General features: G+C 72.6%; 16 protein-coding genes. 11 read left to right on the top strand and 5 right to left on the bottom strand.

From position 1 onward, the window contains the following. Positions 1-73: 73 nt before the first annotated feature. The gene (locus ACQEU6_RS38915) at positions 74-1,279 is read right to left on the bottom strand and encodes a glycosyltransferase (RefSeq protein WP_499340494.1); all 1,206 of its coding nucleotides are present in this window, start codon (positions 1,277-1,279) and stop codon (positions 74-76) included. Between the two features lie 87 nt (positions 1,280-1,366). On the opposite strand from ACQEU6_RS38915, the gene ACQEU6_RS38910 reads away from it, so the two are divergent. The 8 genes from ACQEU6_RS38910 to ACQEU6_RS38875 all read left to right on the top strand — a co-directional run bounded on the left by ACQEU6_RS38910 (position 1,367) and on the right by ACQEU6_RS38875 (position 8,820). Further along, complete coding sequence (locus ACQEU6_RS38910) at positions 1,367-2,824, top strand: type I restriction-modification system subunit M (RefSeq protein ID WP_499338697.1); 1,458 nt, start codon at positions 1,367-1,369, stop codon at positions 2,822-2,824. Further along, positions 2,817-3,854: a restriction endonuclease subunit S gene (locus ACQEU6_RS38905; RefSeq protein ID WP_499338696.1), complete on the top strand. Its 1,038-nt coding sequence runs from the start codon at positions 2,817-2,819 to the stop codon at positions 3,852-3,854. Before ACQEU6_RS38910 ends, ACQEU6_RS38905 begins: the two co-directional genes overlap by 8 nt. Positions 3,855-3,886: 32 nt before the next feature. Beyond that, positions 3,887-4,684 carry a methyltransferase domain-containing protein gene (locus ACQEU6_RS38900; protein WP_499338695.1) on the top strand — a complete coding sequence of 266 codons (798 nt, stop codon included), beginning with the start codon at positions 3,887-3,889 and terminating at the stop codon, positions 4,682-4,684. 275 nt (positions 4,685-4,959) lie between these two features. Further along, positions 4,960-5,463 carry an ATP-binding protein gene (locus tag ACQEU6_RS38895; RefSeq protein ID WP_499338694.1) on the top strand — a complete coding sequence of 168 codons (504 nt, stop codon included), beginning with the start codon at positions 4,960-4,962 and terminating at the stop codon, positions 5,461-5,463. Beyond that, entirely contained in the window at positions 5,448-6,281 is an 834-nt protein-coding gene (locus ACQEU6_RS38890) for an SAM-dependent methyltransferase (RefSeq protein ID WP_499338693.1), read from the top strand. The genes ACQEU6_RS38895 and ACQEU6_RS38890 overlap by 16 nt, the downstream gene beginning before the upstream one ends. A 112-nt stretch (positions 6,282-6,393) precedes the next feature. Next, positions 6,394-7,440 (top strand): hypothetical protein, encoded by a 1,047-nt coding sequence (locus ACQEU6_RS38885; RefSeq protein ID WP_499338692.1) that lies wholly within the window; start codon positions 6,394-6,396, stop codon positions 7,438-7,440. A gap of 26 nt (positions 7,441-7,466) precedes the next feature. After that, positions 7,467-8,228 (top strand): class I SAM-dependent methyltransferase, encoded by a 762-nt coding sequence (locus ACQEU6_RS38880; RefSeq protein ID WP_499338691.1) that lies wholly within the window; start codon positions 7,467-7,469, stop codon positions 8,226-8,228. A gap of 10 nt (positions 8,229-8,238) precedes the next feature. After that, entirely contained in the window at positions 8,239-8,820 is a 582-nt protein-coding gene (locus ACQEU6_RS38875; protein ID WP_499338690.1) for a methyltransferase domain-containing protein, read from the top strand. Between the two features lie 111 nt (positions 8,821-8,931). On the opposite strand, the gene ACQEU6_RS38870 is transcribed toward ACQEU6_RS38875, so the two are convergent. The 4 genes from ACQEU6_RS38870 to ACQEU6_RS38855 all read right to left on the bottom strand — a co-directional run bounded on the left by ACQEU6_RS38870 (position 8,932) and on the right by ACQEU6_RS38855 (position 11,297). Beyond that, positions 8,932-9,162, bottom strand: coding sequence for a hypothetical protein (locus tag ACQEU6_RS38870; protein ID WP_499338689.1), 231 nt, complete (start codon positions 9,160-9,162; stop codon positions 8,932-8,934). 103 nt (positions 9,163-9,265) lie between these two features. After that, positions 9,266-10,099, bottom strand: a complete 834-nt coding sequence (locus ACQEU6_RS38865; protein WP_499338688.1) for an exodeoxyribonuclease III — start codon at positions 10,097-10,099, stop codon at positions 9,266-9,268. A 20-nt stretch (positions 10,100-10,119) separates the two neighbouring features. Next, complete coding sequence (locus tag ACQEU6_RS38860; protein WP_499338687.1) at positions 10,120-10,839, bottom strand: hypothetical protein; 720 nt, start codon at positions 10,837-10,839, stop codon at positions 10,120-10,122. 50 nt (positions 10,840-10,889) lie between these two features. Continuing rightward, positions 10,890-11,297: a hypothetical protein gene (locus tag ACQEU6_RS38855; RefSeq protein ID WP_499338686.1), complete on the bottom strand. Its 408-nt coding sequence runs from the start codon at positions 11,295-11,297 to the stop codon at positions 10,890-10,892. A gap of 147 nt (positions 11,298-11,444) precedes the next feature. On the opposite strand from ACQEU6_RS38855, the gene ACQEU6_RS38850 reads away from it, so the two are divergent. From ACQEU6_RS38850 to ACQEU6_RS38840, 3 genes are all read left to right on the top strand, one after another. Beyond that, the gene (locus ACQEU6_RS38850; RefSeq protein ID WP_499338685.1) at positions 11,445-12,251 is read left to right on the top strand and encodes a hypothetical protein; all 807 of its coding nucleotides are present in this window, start codon (positions 11,445-11,447) and stop codon (positions 12,249-12,251) included. Between the two features lie 222 nt (positions 12,252-12,473). Further along, positions 12,474-13,625 (top strand): FKBP-type peptidyl-prolyl cis-trans isomerase, encoded by a 1,152-nt coding sequence (locus ACQEU6_RS38845; RefSeq protein ID WP_499338684.1) that lies wholly within the window; start codon positions 12,474-12,476, stop codon positions 13,623-13,625. Between the two features lie 214 nt (positions 13,626-13,839). Beyond that, positions 13,840-16,836 (top strand): transglycosylase domain-containing protein, encoded by a 2,997-nt coding sequence (locus tag ACQEU6_RS38840; RefSeq protein ID WP_499338683.1) that lies wholly within the window; start codon positions 13,840-13,842, stop codon positions 16,834-16,836. The last annotated feature ends 17 nt before the right edge of the window (positions 16,837-16,853 follow it).

Raw genomic sequence — 16,853 nt, 5'->3', positions numbered from 1 at the left:
CTTCGACGTGGCGGCGGCGTCTGCGCGCCTGCCGTCGGCGTGACGGCCTCCCGACCGTAACGTAATTGGACATTTACTCCAATGTCGCGCGGGACGCATCGGCGGCACCGGATTTGTGCCGTCCTGACAAAGTCCGTCCCGGCGCGGTCCGCCCCTTCCACGCACCGCCCCGGCCGGCGCGGTGCCTGCGGGCGGAGTCGACGGTCATCGCCGCGTACAGCAGGGCCACGAGCGGCAGGGCCGGGGCGCGCACGGGCGACAGGCCGTAGAAGCGCAGCATCGGCGCGTAGGTGGCCGCCATGAGCGCCCAGGCGAGCGCGCCCGCCGCGAGGACGGGCGCGCCGCGGACCGGGCCCGCGACCAGGCCCGCGACCGTCGCGGCCGGCGGGACCGCGTAGAGGAGCAGCAGGCCGGCGACGGTCCCGGCGAGCAGGGCGGGCGAGTAGCGCAGCTGGTGGTAGGCGCTGCGGGCGACCATCGCCCAGAGGTCGGCGAGGCGGGGGTAGGGGCGGCGGCTGACCACGTCGCGGCTGAGGTCGAGGCGGCAGCGCCCGCCCGCGCGCTTGAGCAGCCGTCCGAGCGCCACGTCGTCGATCAGCGCGCCGCGGATCCGGGCGAGGCCGCCCGCCCCGGTGAGGGCCTCGCGGCGGACGAGCATGCAGCCGCCCGCGGCGGCGGCCGTGCGCGACCCGTCGCGGCCGACGCGGCGGAACGGGTAGAGCTGGGCGAAGAAGTACACGAAGGCGGGGACGACCACCCGCTCCCAGCCCGTGCGGGTGCTGAGCGTCGCCATCTGCGACAGCAGGTCCCGGCGTCCGGCCACGGCGGCGCGCACCAGCCGCTCCACGGCGCCGGGGGCGTAGGCGATGTCGGCGTCGGTGAAGAGGAGGAAGCCGGGCTCCCCCGCCGCCCGGACGCCCTCCGACATCGCCCAGACCTTGCCCGCCCATCCCCGCGGGCGCTCCCTCGCGCGCACGACCGTCAGGGCCGGGTCTCCGTCCGCCAGGGAGGCGGCGGTCCCGGCGGTGCCGTCGCCGCTCCCGTCGTCGACCAGCACCACGCGGAAGGCGCCCGGGTACCGCTGGGCGAGCAGCGTCGGGAGCGTCTCCGGGAGGACGGCGGCCTCGTCGCGGGCGGGGACGACGGCCACGACCTCGGGCCACGCGTCCGGCTCCGGCGCGTCGGGCAGCCCCGGCCCCGTCCTCCAGAAGCCGCCGTGCGCGAACGCCAGGTACAGCCATGCGGCCAGCGCCGCCAACGCCGGGACGCCCACGACCATCACGTTCCGCAGCCTCGCACCGCGCCCGCCGCCCGTCCATCGACGGCGTCCCTCCGGCGTGGCGGGCCGAACGCTAGAGTCACGCGGATGGACGATGTCCCCCGGAAAGGCGATGTCCTCCGGAAAGACGACGTCCTCTGGAAAGGGGACGTTCTCTGGAAGGCCGCCGACAAGCTGCGCGGATCCGTCGACGCGGCGCAGTACAGGGACTTCGTCCTCGGGCTCGTGTTCCTCAAGTACGTGTCCGACTCCTCCGGTGAAGGGGCGTTCCGGGTACCGGACGGAGCGCGGTGGGCGGACCTCTCCCCCGCCGGCGAGGACACCGCCGACGACACCGCCGAGGACATCGGCGAGCGGATCGACGCGGCGATGGGCGCCGTCATGCGCGCCAACCCGTCGCTGGACGGCGCCCTCCCGCAGATCTTCACGCGGGTCGACCAGCGGCGGCTCGGCGAGCTGGTCGACCTGATCGGCGGGGTGCGGTTCGGGGCGGGGGCGCGGCCCGCGCGGGACGTGCTCGGCGAGGTCTACGAGTACTTCCTGGAGAAGTTCGCGCGGGCCGAGGGCAAGCGCGGCGGCGAGTTCTACACTCCGGCGGGCGTGGTCCGGCTGCTGGTGGAGGTCCTGGAGCCCTTCCGGGGACGGGTGTACGACCCGTGCTGCGGCTCCGGCGGCATGTTCGTGCAGGCGGAGAAGTTCGTCCTGAGCCACCGGGGCCGGCCGGACGACATCGCGGTGTACGGGCAGGAGGCGAACGAGCGGACGTGGCGGCTGGCCAGGATGAACCTGGCCGTGCACGGGATCGCGGGCGACGTCCGCCGCTCCGACGCCTTCTACGAGGACGCGCATCCGGACCTCGCCGCCGACCACGTCCTCGCCAACCCGCCGTTCAACATGTCGGACTGGTACCGGGACCCCGGCGACGCGCGCTGGCGCTACGGGGTGCCGCCCGCGGGGAACGCCAACTTCGCCTGGATCCAGCACATCGTGGCCAGGCTCGGGCCGCGGGGCCGCGCCGGCGTGGTGATGGCGAACGGGTCGATGTCGTCCCGGCAGTCGGGCGAGGGCGAGATCCGCGCGGCGCTGGTGGAGGCCGATCTCGTCTCGTGCGTCGTCGCGCTGCCGGACCGGCTCTTCCGCACCACCCCGATCCCCGCCTGCCTCTGGTTCCTCGACCGGCGCAAGAGCGTCCCCGGCGAGGTGCTGTTCGTCGACGCCCGGGACATGGGGACGATGGTCGACCGCACCGAGCGGGTCCTCACCGCCGGCGACGTCGCCCGGATCGCCGGCGCGTACCGGGCGTGGCGCGGCGGCGGCCATCGCGACGTCCCCGGCTTCTGCCACGCGGCGGGACCGGACGAGATCAGGTCGCACGGCCACGTCCTCACGCCGGGACGCTACGTCGGCGCCGCCCAGGCGGACCGCGGCGACGAGCCCGCCGCCGACCGGGTCGAGCGGCTCACCGGGGAACTCCTCGCGCACCTGGAGGAGTCGGCGCGGCTCGACCAGGTCGTCCGGGACGAACTGGGGCGCCTCGGTGGCTGACGTGGCGCTGGGCGACCTCGTCGCGTTCTCGAACGGCCGGTCGCGCCCCGTCGCGGGCACCCGCTACCGGACGTACGGCGCCAACGGCGCCATCGGGACGTCCGGCGGGTTCAACGCCGGGCCGGGTTCCACCATCGTGGGGCGCGTCGGGAGCTACTGCGGAACCGTCCGTTACAGCCCCGACCGGTGCTGGGTGACCGACAACGCCATCATCGCCACGGCCAGGGACGGGGTGAACCCGCGCTACGTCCACTACCTGCTCAAGCGGCTCGGCCTGAACAGGTACCGCATCGGCTCGGGGCAGCCGCTCCTCACCCACGCGATCCTGAACGGCCTCGCCGTCCGGCGCCCGGGCAGGGCGGAGCAGGACGCGGCGGCGGCCGTGCTGGGGGCGCTCGACGACAAGATCGAGGTGAACGGGCGCATCGCGGCCTGCGGGGACGCGCTGGTCCGCGCCCGCTACGACGAGTCGGCGGCCACGGCCGGGTCCGCCATCGCGATCGGCGAGCTCGGGGAGCTGGTGCGCCGCAACGTCGCGCCGCAGCGGATCGGGCGGGACGAGAACTACATCGCCCTGGAGCACATGCCGAAACGGCACATGTGGCTCTCGACCTGGACCGACGCGTCCGGCGTCACCAGCGCGAAGCGGCGCTTCTCGGCCGGCGACGTCCTGTTCGGCAAGCTCCGCCCCGCCTTCCACAAGGCGGGGCTCGCCTTCGTGGACGGCGTCGCCTCGACCGACATCCTCGTCGTCCGCCCGGCCGACGGCGCCCGGCGGGGCTGGCTCCTCGCCGCCCTGGCGAGCGACGAGGTCGCGGCGCACGCCCGCGCCGTCGGCGACGGCACGCGGATGCCGCGCGTCCAGTGGCGGGACATCGCCGCCTTCACCGTCCCCTGGCCCGGCGACGGCGAGGCCCGCGCGTTCGGCGGTTTCGCCGCCGCGCTGGCGCGGCGGGTGGAGGCCGCCGCGTCGGAGAGCGAGGCCCTCGCGCGGCTCCGCGACGCCCTCCTGCCGGAACTGGTCCCGTGACCGCGCGACCGGACGGCGGCATCATCGGAGAGGTGGACTATCTCCTGGACAACCGGCAGGTCGAGGCGGGCACCCGCTTCGAGGCGATCTCCGAACTGTTCGACCGGTGGACGTTCCGCCACCTGGAGGACGCGGGGCTCGGCGAGGGATGGCGCGTCTGGGAGGCCGGCGCCGGCGGGCCGTCCGTCGCGTCCTGGATCGCGGGCCGCGTCGGCGCCGCCGGGCGCGTGCTGGCGACCGACATCGACGTGTCCTGGCTGGCGGACGCGCCGGAACTCGCCGGGGCCCCGGTCGAGGTCCGGCGCCACGACCTGGTGCGCGACGCCCCGCCCGAGGGGCCGTTCGACCTCGTCCACGCCCGGCTGCTGCTGGTCCACCTCGCCGACCGCGACCGGGCCCTGCGGACGCTGGCCGACTCCCTGCGGCCCGGCGGCGTCCTGCTCGTCGAGGACGCCGACCCGGGGCTCCAGCCGCTGGCCTGCCCCGACGAGCGCGGCCCGGACGAACGCCTCGCCAACGCCGTCCGGCGCGGCTTCCGCGCGCTGCTCGCCGAGCGCGGCGCCGACCTCGCCTACGGCCGCCGGCTCCCCCGGCTCCTGCGCGACGCCGGGCTGGACGACGTCCGCGCCGACGCGTTCTTCCCCCTCTCGGCCCCGGCCTGCGGCGTCCTGGAGACCGCGTCCATCCTCCAGGTGCACGAGCGGCTCATCGAGGGCGGGCACGCCACCGCCGAGGAGATCCGCCACCTGCTGGCCGCCATCGCCGCGGGGCGCCTCGACCTGACCCTCGCACCGCTGATCTCCGTCTGGGGCCGCAGGCCCGGGGGTTGACGCCCGTCCGGTTCGCGCGACCCCTGCGGGACCGGTGATGCGCCGCCATGTGGCGGATCTTGGACGGCGGGTGACGTCCCGCAGGGTGCGGCAGGGTCCTTGCGCGCGCGCAAGCGTTGGTGACTGCCTCGCGGGGGCTGCGTAAGAGTGTGTGTTGTTTCACTTCCACGTCCGACATCGACCTGGCCGAGAAGCACATGTTCGCTTACAGCCCGACCCGGAGACGTGAAGCCGACAACGCCATGAACGCATCAGACACATGGTCCGGGGCGCCCATGCTGGTGCCCGCACCCGCTCCCTCGCTGGAAGTCGGGATCCCGTCCGCCTGGAACCACAACGGCAAGTCGTCGGGGCGGCTCATCGGCGAGGTCGACCTCGCCGCCACGCCGCCCGCCGTGCGGCTCGGCCGCTCCTACGTCCGCGAGCTCGTCGGGCAGCACTTCGGCGCCGACCGGTCCGAGCTCGGCGACCTGGAACTGCTGACCAGCGAGGCCATGACCAACTCGGTGCTGCACGCGCTGCCGCGCCGGGACGGCACGATCACGCTGACCGTGCTGCACGTCGACCGGTACGTGCGCGTCGAGATCACCGACGGCGGAGCCGCCCCGGCGCAGCCGCGGGCGGTGGACCGGGCGGTGGACGACCCGCTGCCGACGGGCGGGCGCGGGCTCGCCCTGATGAAGGCCCTCGCCACCGACTACGGCACCTGCCGCGGCAAGAGCGGGACCTCCACCTTCTGGTTCGGCGTCGGCGTCCGGGACGGATGGCGGCTGCCGTGACGTCCGGGGCGGCGCTGAGCCCGGCCCGCCGGGCCGAGTCCTCCCCTCCCGGGGACGGGCCCGCGCTCAGCACGGCCACGGCCAGTGTCGCCCGCATGTGCAACTACCTCCTCGGCGGCAAGGACAACTACGCGGCGGACCGCGAGTCCGCCGAGCGCGCGCTGCGCGGCAGCCCGGTGGTGCCGCGGCTCGTCCAGGCGAACAGGGGCTTCCTGGACCACGCCGCCACACTGCTCGCCCGGGAGGCGGGGCTGCGGCAGTTCGTCGACGTCGGCTGCGGGCTGCCCGCCGCCGAGAACCTCGGCGACCTCGTCCGGCGGGCCGACCCGGCGTGCCGCGTCGCCTACGTCGACAACGACGCGATGGTGCTCACGCACGCGCGAGCGCTGCTCGCCGTGGACGCCGGCACGGGCGCCTTCGCCGGGGACGTCCGCGACCCGGCCGCGCTGCTCGCCGACCCCGGCCTGCGCCGCCTGATCGACTTCTCCGAGCCCGTCGCGGTGTTCCTGCTCGGCGTCCTGGACTTCCTCGCCGACGAGGACGACCCGGCGGGGATCGTCGGCGCGCTGGCCGCGGGCCTGCCTCCGGGCAGCCACCTGGTGATCAGCCACGCCGAGCGGTCGCCGGAACTCGACCCGATCTCCGGGCCGTGCGAGGGCGTCGACACCCCGTTCCGGCCGCGGAGCGCGGACGAGATCGCCCGCATGTGCGCGAGCCTGCGGATGCTCGACCCCTACCCCGCCCGGCTGCCCGCGTCGGCCGTGGCCGACCCGCGCCCGCTGCCGCTCATCGGCTGCGTCGGCCGCGTGGCGGGGTGACGGCGGCATGAGCCCCGCGGTACTCGCCAGGACTTCCGCTGATCGAACGCCCCCCGCGCGCGGCGCTTCGCTACGATCGAAGCGCCAGCAACTGCCACATCTAGGGCGCGTGATGACAGCGGACGGCGAGCCGAAGTCTCTCTCCGACATCACCAAGGACATGGGACTCAACATGTCCGACGTGGCGGCCTTCTCGGGACTCGACGAGAGCACGGTCTTCCGGTTGTGGGACAACGCGGAATGGCTCGACCGGGTCAGCGGGCGGTCGCTGCAGAGCCTCATGTCGTCCGTGCCGGGAATCGCCGAGTACTCGATGGCGCACGCCGTCCGGAAGAGGCGCGACGGGCTCGTCGCCGACCTGCACCGCGAAGGGCTCGCCGTCAACCTGGACGCCCTGCAGAACTCGGCCGTCGCGCAGCAGCACCTGCTGAACGCGCTGGAGGCCGGCCTGCACATCATGCGCGGCCAGGCGACGCAGAAGACGTCCTCGTTCATCGCCCGCTTCTGGGGGCGCGAGCAGGACACCGCGTTGGAGGCGCTCTACTCCACCGAGGCCGGGCAGGGCCTCCTGGAGGACCCCCGGAAGCTCTTCGACTCGTCCGTCGACCTGGCCCCGCGGCTGAACCGCAAGACCTACTCGTTCCACTCGATCCTCGCGCTCAACATCCTCACGCACCAGGTCAGCAAGGTGACCGGGGCACTGGAGGCCGACCTCGGCTTCGAGGTGCCCGGCCGGCAGACCGCCTTCATGATGCGCGGCGTGGTGATGGGCTCGCTGATCAGCTCCAACGACTTCGACCTGGCCGAGCGCTACCGCCTGGAGCTCGACGCCACCCCCGTCTACGCGGCGCTGGAGGAATGGTCGTTCCCGACCTACACGCGGGACGGCCGCATCAGCAGCGACTTCACCCTCCCGAGCTCCCTGTCGCTGCGCAACACGGCGACCGAGGTACTCCGCGAGATCGCGGTCTACAACGACGCCTACCTCTACTACCTGGCGTCCACCTACATTCCGCTGGCGCTCAAGCGCGACCCGGCGTTCGGCGGGCGGCTCCCCGAGCTGGTCCAGGCGCTGGAACTGCGCGGGGCCGACTGCCGGGACAGAAGGATCAGACAGACCTGCAACACGCTGGTGCGGCGGCTCAAGGGCCTTGCCTGAACCAGGCTTTGGAGAATGGGGAGCCGGTGGAGGACACGGCGCAAGCCATCGCGAAACTGACGCGCGCGCGATGGGAGGCGAACGCGCAGTACTGGGTCAAGATCATCCGGGAGCGCCGCGACCGGTACCGGACCGAGCTGACCGACGCCGCCGTCCTGGACGCCGTCGGCGACTGCTCCGGCCGGCGCGTCCTGGACGCCGGATGCGGCGAGGGCTACCTGGCGCGCAAGCTCGCCTCCATGGGCGCCGAGGTCACGGGGGTGGACGCGGCGCAGGGCCTGATCGACGCGGCCTCGTCGCACCCGGAGCAGGAGGGCAAGGCGACCTTCACCCGCGCCAGCGTGGAGGACCTGCCGCTGGAGGACGACCGGTTCGACCTCGTCCTGTGCAACCACCTGTTCAGCCACCTCCAGGACCCGACCCGCGCCATCGGCGAGTTCTCGCGCGTCCTGCGCAGCGGCGGGCGGCTGATCCTGCTGACCCTGCACCCCTGCTTCTACGTGGAGAACGCCGAGCAGGGCGCGGCGAGCAGCGTCCCGGCGTCGCGGTACTTCACCTCCCGCGGCGTCGACCAGCGGTTCATGGTGGACGGCCTGGAATCCCCTTCGATGATCACAAGCTGGCTCCGGCCGCTGGAGTACTACGCTGGAACGCTCCGAGACGCCGGATTCGTCATCGCGGACCTGCGCGAACCGCATCCGACGGAGGAGCAGCTGCGGGACGACCCGTGGTGGCGCAAGGGCTTCCCCACGGCCATGTTCATGCTCCTGATCGCGGAGCGCCGTTAGAGTCGTGCCCATGGAGGACGTGCCGGCGGGGTTAACGGGGCATCCGGACAGGCTCCGGTGGAACGAGAAGTACGCGGAGTCGTCCGGTCCCTCGCGGGCCCACCCGCTCGCGGAGCGGGCGCTGTCGCTCGGCATGCCGGACGGCGGCGTGCTCGACCTGGCGTCCGGGCCGTCCGGGAGCGCCCTGCTGGCCGCCTGGACGGGACGCCGCGTGACGGCCGTCGACATCTCCGAGATCGCCCTCGCGCGGCTCGGCGCGGAGGCCCGCCGGCGCGGGCTCGGCCCGCTGGTCACGCTCGTCCAGGCCGACCTGGGCGCCTGGCGGCCCGGCCCGGACCGGTACGCGCTCGTCCTGTGCACCGGGTTCTGGGACCGCGCCGTGTTCGAGCGCGCGATCGGGGCCGTCCTGCCCGGCGGCCTGCTTGCCTGGGAGGCGTTCACCGAGGCCGCCCGCCAGGACCGGCCGCGGCTCCCCGCGCAATGGTGCCTCGGGCCCGGCGAGCCCGCCTCGCTGCTGCCGGACGGCTTCACCGTCCTCGACCAGCACGACGACGGAGGCAAACGCCGCTTCCTCGCCCGCCGCGGCGACTAGCGCCCCGAGCCGGCTCAAAAAAAGATGTCCCGGCGAGCGGGGGCGGCACGAAGCCGCTCCCACCCGCCGGAACACTGGTTCACCTGCCGCGAGGCATCAGCCCTTCAGACGTCAGTCCTCGGGCAGCTCGCCGGCCTTCTTGAAGGCCTCGACCAGCGGGTCCGGGGTGTCGGACTCGGCCGTCGCGGGCGACTCGGCCGCTCCGGACGAACCGGACGAACCGGACGACCCGCTGCCGTGCGGGACGTTGCTGTACCCGCCGCTGTGGGGGACGCTGCTGTAGCCGCCGCTATGGGGGGTGTTGCTGTAGCCGCCGCTGTGCGGGGCGTTGTTGACCGCCATGATCAACTTCCTTCCATCTCGGTTGCGTCCTGCTGGAAATGATCAGCAGAACCTTGCCGTGGACCGTGCGGCGTTCGGCGCCATCCGCAAGGGGCGGGCCGGGTCAATCGAGGTCGACGACGACCGGGGCGTGGTCGGACGGGCCCTTGCCCTTGCGGGCCTCGCGGTCCACGTAGGCGGAGGCGACCCGTCCGGCGACGTTTTCGCTCGCGTAGAACAGGTCGATGCGCATGCCCATGTTCTTGTGGAAGGCGCCCGCCCGGTAATCCCAGTACGTGTAGGGATGGGGGCCCTTCGTGATCGTCGGGACGACGTCGCGGAGGCCGAGGGCCCGCAGGTCGGCGAGGGCCTGCCGCTCGGGGGGCGTGACGTGGGTGGAACCGGCGAAGACGGCCGGGTCCCAGACGTCCTCGTCGGTGGGGGCGACGTTGTAGTCGCCGCAGGCCACCAGCGGCGTGCCCGCGGCCAGTTCCTCCGCGAGGGCGTCGCGGAGGGCCGCGAACCACGCGAGCTTGTAGGTGTAGTGGGCCGATTCCGGGGTGCGGCCGTTCGGCGCGTACAGCGACCAGACCCGCACGCCGCCGCACGTGGCGCCGAGCGCGCGGGCCTCGGGCGCCAGCAGGACGGGCTCGCTCAGCTCCATCTGCTCGTCCTCGCCCTCGACTCCAGCCTCCCCCGCGTAGGAGGGCTGGCCGGGGAAGCCGTGCGAGACGTCCTCGATGCCGACCCGCGAGAGAACGGCCACGCCGTTCCACCGCCCGTCGCCGTGCGCGGCGGTGGCGTAGCCGAGTTCCCCGACCTCCGCGGCAGGGAAGAGATCGGCGCGGCACTTGGTCTCCTGGAGGCAGACCACGTCCGGTTTCGTCTCGTCCAGCCAGGCGAGAAGGCGCGGAAGGCGTGCCTTGACGGAATTGACGTTCCACGTCGCGAGGCGCATCCCCCAAGCCTGCCATCCGGCTACCCCGTCAGGTTGCAGTCGGGGACCCAGCCGACGACGCCGGTGGCCACGTTCCGCCCGTAGATCCAGAAGTTGCTGGTCACCCCGTTGTCGCAGCGGTAGTAGTCCCAGGGGCCGCTGCCGCGGATCGCGTCGAACTTCTGGCCCGGATAGCCGAGCCCGACACGGTTGGCGGTGTTCAGGGGGTTGTCCCAGATGACCACTCCGGCAACCCGGAAATCGGCGTACCGCTTGTCAATCCCCTTCGGTTGTTGTCGGGAGGGCCCCGCGGTCCGCTTCTCGGCCTCGGGGTTGGCGTAGGTCGAGCACGCCGGGGGCCGGGCCGGCAGTTGGACGCATACTCGGAACGAGCCGCCGCCGAACCAGTCCCCGGTGTTGACCGACGACGCCCCCATGGGGACGGTCGCGCGCGACCCCCGGGAGCCGTACTCCTCCTGGCCCGACACCTCGGAGCCGACCGGGGCGTCGCGGATGTCGGCGTGCCATGATCTGTCGCCGGGCCGGTACCAGAGCGTGCCGGTCGCGTCTTCCTGCTTCACCGTGCGCAGCGCCCACCATGGGCTGGCCTTCGTGCCGGTGTTCGTCGACTTGCCACGGGCGGACGGAACCGGCGGGTGTTCCCGTCCTGCCGATGCCGTGGCCGGTCCTGCCAGAGCCACGCAGGCCGCGACGGCGGCGACCGGGGGCCCAACGAGAACGATCTTGCCGAACAGGCGCATGAGCGCTCCTTCGGGTTCGTGGTGAGGTTCGTGGTGAAAGGTCTGGGCCGTCACTTGGCGGGCCGTGTCCGCGGGGAGGCGGGAGGCCACGCCTGGCGCCGGTTCTCCCTGACGAAGCAGTCCGAGACGTAGCCCTCCACCCTGGTCCTGTTGTTGATCACATAGGTCCAGTGGTCCTTGACGTCGCCGTTCGAGCAGGTCACCGGGTCGGCGAAACTCTGGCCGCCGTTCCAGGTGTAGCCGTCGCCGGGGTTGCCGAGCCCGCGGACGCGTCCGTCGAGCCGGGGGGTCGCGCGGATCCTGACGCCGGGCTCGGTGAAGTCGCCGCCGATGTCGGCGACGCGTGCCGGGGCGTCGGCCCGCCGGACGACCGGAGCGGCCTGCGGCCCGGCGGCCGCGGCGGGCGTGGCCGGGATCGCGGCGACCGCGGCGGCCAGAGCACTAACGATCTTCAACATGGGCGTCCCCCACTGGAGCCGGTCCGGGACGCGCCCGGCCCGTCGCGCGGACGGGCGGGAGCGCCTTGCACTCCCACTTTGCGACTACATAGAGTGAACAGGCAATCTCATGGCGTGGAGATGCCAGTGGTTGAAGGGTCAAGGCCGGTGAGCCGCGGGGCCGCCCTCAACGCGATGCCGAAGGTGGAGGGCCGCCAGATGACACGGTCGGGCGACGACAGGGCGGGACCCCTGCGGCGCGCCGAGGCGCGCGAGGCCGTGAGCCAGACCTTGGAGGAAGCCGGTTTCTACGCCGCCCGGGGCCTGCGGCCCGCGGCCCAGCGAGTGGATCCGCCCAGGGTGGGGGCCGTGGTCGCACGCCTGACCGCCGCCACCCGCCAGGAACTGCTGACCTTCGACGACCCTTCGGGCTGCGTCAGGCAGGGCGTGCCCGAGCGCATGCTCCGGCACGCGGCCGACTGCGTTCGCCGGGCGGCCACCCAGGTCCCCACCCTCCGCCAGATCACCTCTCCCCAGGGTCTGGCCCACGACACCGATCTCGACACCATCCAGTGGCGCAACGGCGGCCAGGTACGCCTGATCGAGGAGATCCCCGTCCGCCTGGCCGTCTTCGACCGCGCGACGGCGGTCATCCCGCTCGACCTGGACGTGTTCTACAACGGCATGCTCGTCATCCGCGACCCGGCGGTGGTCCAGGCGCTGACCCGCCTGCACCGCGGTTCGTGGGGGTCCGGCGACGCCCTCGCCGCCGACGGCGACCCGGACCGGCCGCCGGCCCACCTGGCCGCGGTACTGGTCTGCATGCGGGACGGCCTGCCCGACCACGCCGCCGCCGCACGCCTCGGCCTGTCGGCGCGCACCTACGCCCGCCGGGTCAGTGAACTGCTCGCCCTCCTCGGCGCCACGAGCCGTTTCCAAGCCGCGATCACCGCCGGGCGCCGCGGATGGATCTGAGCGTCCCCTGGCCGTTCCCGGCGGCGTGGAGGCGTGAGTCACGCGTCCGGCAGGGATATCCTGACGCCTTCCCCTGTCCCCTGCCAGACGACACCGCTCCTTGTGCGTGACCGGTAGATTGCGGGTCGGCCTCCTTTACCCGGTTTTCACGCTGTGCTTAGGCCGGCCCTGGAAGGGTGGTCACGTTCGTGGTGTCGTCGAACCCGGAGCAAGTGAGGAAACATGTCCGAGGATGACAAGCCCCGGGGCAAGCCGGCGGTCAAGGCGAAGGCGAAGATCCCGAACGCCCAGAGCATCCGCAGCCCCGAGTTCACCCCGCACGGGATCAGCGCCGGGCGCGGCAGCGGGCTGAACCGGCCGTCCGCGCTGACCGCCAAGGAGGCCAAGAAGCGCCGGCTGATGGTCATCGCCGGCATCGTGGTCGCGGCGCTCGCCGTCTCCGGCGGGGTGTTCTGGTGGGTCAGCCGCCCCGGCCCGAAGGTCCAGGTGACCGGCAAGTTCGCCGCCGAGCCCAAGGTCGAGATCCCGACGAAGCTGGAGCCGACCAAGACGCTCAAGGTGAGCACGCCGATCAAGGGCGGCGGCCCCGTCGCCGCCGAGGGCGACACCGTCTACGTCCAGTTCGCCACCTACAAGTGGTCGAAGGACAAGGACGAGGAGAACTCGCGGGTGAAGAGCTCCAGCGAGAAGGTCCGCTCGTCCTACGAGGAGGGCCAGCAGCAGCAGGGCGGCGGCGGCCCGATGCACCTCGTCATCGGCAAGAGCGGCCTCAAGGACATCGACAAGAGCCTCGTCGGCAAGTCCGCCGGCAGCCGGCTCGTCATGCAGCTCCCGCCGTCCAAGGAGCTCACCCAGCTGAGCCCGCAGCAGATCACCGCCAAGGACGCGATCCTGTTCATCATGGACGTCCAGGCGGTCGTCCCGAAGAGCCAGCAGCCGCAGGGCGCCGCCCAGAAGCTGGACGACAAGTCGCTGCCCAAGGTCGAGGACAAGGGCGCCGGCAAGGAGCCCAAGGTGACCGTCCCGGACAAGGACGCGCCCAAGAAGCTCCAGGCCGAGACCCTCGTCGCGGGCAACGGGCCCGCGCTGGCCAAGGGCGACGAGGCGGTCGTCAACTACACCGGCAAGATCTGGAAGTCCGGCGACAAGTTCGACTCCAGCTGGGACAACAAGCAGCCCGCGACGTTCCCCATCGGCACCGGGCAGACCATTCCGGGCTTCGACAAGGGGCTCACCGGCGCGAAGGTCGGCAGCCGCGTGCTGCTCGTCCTGCCGCCGGACGAGGGCTACGGCAAGAAGGGCAGTCCGCCCAAGATCAAGGGCGACGACACCCTGGTCTTCGTGGTGGACATCCTCGCGAAGGTCTACAAGTGAGCTGACCGAGGCGCGGCCGTGCGCGAGAGCGGCGGGGCACCCGGTCGGGTCCCCGCCGCTCGGCTTTTCCCGAAAGTCCCCCGCTGCGACATCCGTCACGACAACCGGGGAGGCGGATTGCCCGTCCTCCTTTGGGAGACCGCGGACGCGCATTGGCGGTCGGTGCACGGAATCCCTCAGGTATCGTCTGTAACGCATTAATCACGGGGGGCTTGTGAGCGACAGCGAGAAGATCCCGGAGCGCGAGGAAAGCTCCGGGACGGGCCAGGCGGACCGGCACGAAACCGAGGCCGGGGAGCCGGCCGGCAAGGACGGTCCCGCGACCGCCACGCTGACCGCGGACGCCGAATCCGCCGCCGGAGAATCCGCCGGGGACGCCGAATTCGTCGACGAGGGCGACATATCTCGAAACGAAGATAAGGATCGCGAAGAGGTCGACGACGCGGACGACCGTGCCGAATCGCGGCCCGCGGATAAGGCCGTCGGCGCCGATAACGCCACGACCTCCACCGACACCCCCGCGGATTCCACCGCCGACGGCGGCGACGCGCCCGCCGAAGCCGCCCCCTCGACCGAGACCACCCCCTCGGACGACGTCGGCACGTCCGACGAAGCGACCGCCGCCGGCCAGCCGACCGCCCCCAGCGAGACCGGCACGCCCGACGAGGACGTCGCGCCAAGCGATGAGGCCGCGCCCGGCGATGAGGCCGCGCCCGGCGAAGACGGCACGTCCGAGCAAGCCACCCCGACCGACCAGGCCACCGCCCGCGACCTGGCCGTCGCGACTGACGCGGACGTCGCGTCGAACGGCGAGGCCGGCAAGGGCGAGCCGGCGGACGGTGGCGGTGCGTCCGATGAGGCTGGTGTTACCGGGGGGGTTGTCGGTTCTGTCGGGAGTGGCGCGGTAGACGGGGCCGGCGCGTCCGGCGATGTCAGTGCGGTTGATGGTGTCGAGACGGCGGGGACCGGAGATACCAAGAGCATGGCCGCCGCCTCCAAGCTCGACTCGACCCAGCGCGGCTCCCGCGCCGGGGGCCCGCCGCCAGGGTCCGGGCCCGGGCGCGGTGGGAGCGGCAGGGGCAAGGGGCCCGGCAAGCCGCCGCGCAGCCGCAGGGCGCGGTTCCTGCGGCGGACGCTGTTCCTGATGCTCGGCTTCATCGGCTTCTGCATCGCCGCGTTCGGCGTCGCCTACCTGTTCACGCCGGTGCCGTCCGCGCAGGAGCAGGCGATCGCGCAGGGGCCGACGTTCTACTACTCCGACGGCAAGACGCAGATCGCCAAGACCGGTGTGAACCGGGACGCGGTCAAGCTCGACAAGATCCCCGAGAGCACCCGGGCCGCGGTGATCGCGGCGGAGAACCGCAGCTTCTACGACGACCCCGGGGTGTCGGTCCAGGGCACCGCGCGGGCGCTGTGGTCCACCGCCACCGGCAAGCAGCTGCAGGGCGGCTCGACGATCACGCAGCAGATGGTCCGCAACTACTACGGCGGCATCGGCAAGGACCGCTCGGTCACCCGGAAGCTCAAGGAGATCATGGTCTCCCTGAAGGTGGGCCGGGAGAAGGACAAGGACTGGATCCTGGAGCAGTACCTCAACACCATCTACTTCGGCCGGGACGCCTACGGGGTGCAGGCCGCCGCGCACGCCTACTACAACAAGGACGTCTCGAAGCTGACGCCCGCGGAGGGCGCCTACCTCGCCGCCGCGATCCAGCAGCCGAGCAACTTCTCCGACCCGACCGGCTCCCGCCGCGCCTACTCCGAGCAGCGGTGGCGCGCGATCGTCAACAACATGGTCCGGGACGGGGCGCTCACCCCGTCCGAGGCGGCCTCGCTGACCTTCCCGGCCCCCGGCAAGGAGAAGATCACCGACGTCCTCAAGGGCCAGCGCGGCTACATGGTGAACGTGGCCAAGAAGGAGCTCACCGAGCGCCGCGGCTACAGCGAGGACGAGATCAACCGCAGCGGGCTGAAGATCACCACGACGTTCGACAAGCGGCTGATGGACGCGATGAAGCAGGCCGTCGCGAACAACGCCCCGAACGGGATGAGCAAGAAGATCCGCACCGGCGCGGTGTCGGTCGACCCGAAGACCGGGCAGGTGCTCGCCTTCTACGGCGGCCGCGGCTACCTGGAGGAGGCGCTGAGCAGCGCCTTCGGCGACTGGGCGCAGGCCGGGTCGGGGTTCAAGCCGATCGCGCTGGCGGCCGCGCTGGACGACGGCAAGACGCTGTCCACCAGCTACGACGGCAGCTCCCCGCAGTACTTCCACGGCGCGCCCATCCGCAACGACAGCAACGAGAACTTCGGAACGGTCAACCTCGTGACCGCCACCGAGCACTCGATCAACACGGCCTACATCAACCTCGGCCAGGACATCGGCAACAAGAAGATCGCCGCGATGGCCGAGAAGATGGGCATCCCCGCCTCGCAGATGAAACCCGAGCAGCGGGACGCCGCCACCTTCCCCCTCGGCATCGTGTCGCTGCACCCCGTCCAGCAGGCGGGCGTGTACTCGACGTTCGCCTCCGAGGGCGTGCACCGGACGCCGTTCGTGGTGAAGACCGTCACCGACAACGAGAACCACAAGCGCACCTTCACCGAGAAGGGCGAGCGGGCGTTCAGCCAGCAGGTCGCCCGTGACGCCACCTACGCCATGCAGAAGGTCGTGCAGGGCGGCACCGGCACCGGCGCGCAGCTGCCCGACGGCCGCGACGTCGCCGGCAAGACGGGCACCACCGACGCGGGCCGCGCGATCTGGTTCAACGGCTTCATCCCGCAGATGGCGACGACGGTCTCGATGTTCCGCAGCGACGGCAAACCGCTGAACATCCCCGGCTACGGCGCGTACGGCGGGCAGCTGCCCGCACAGATGTGGCGCTCGTACATGTCGGAGGCGGTGAACATCAAGGGCTACGAGCCGGAGTCGTTCGGCGAGCCGTCGATGACGCCCGGCGGCGGTTGGAGCGGGCCGACGCAGGACGTCCCCCCGGGCGACACCCAGCCGCCGGACACGGGCGGCCCGGTCGAGCCGCCGCCGTCCACGAAGCGGCCCGACGTCCCGACGCCCCCCACCGACCTGCCGACCATCATCCCGCCGCAGCAGCCCGGCGGCGGCGACGGGGGCGACGGCAACGGCGACGGCGGGACCGGCGGCCCCGGGGGCGGAACGGGCGACGGACCGCTCGGCCGCCCCGGAACCGGCGGGTAGGCCGCGGCGCACCGGGC

It is taken from the genome of Spirillospora sp. CA-108201, assembly GCF_050936235.1.
Lineage (GTDB): Bacteria > Actinomycetota > Actinomycetes > Streptosporangiales > Streptosporangiaceae > Spirillospora.
This window is presented reverse-complemented; position numbering and strand designations above follow the sequence as displayed.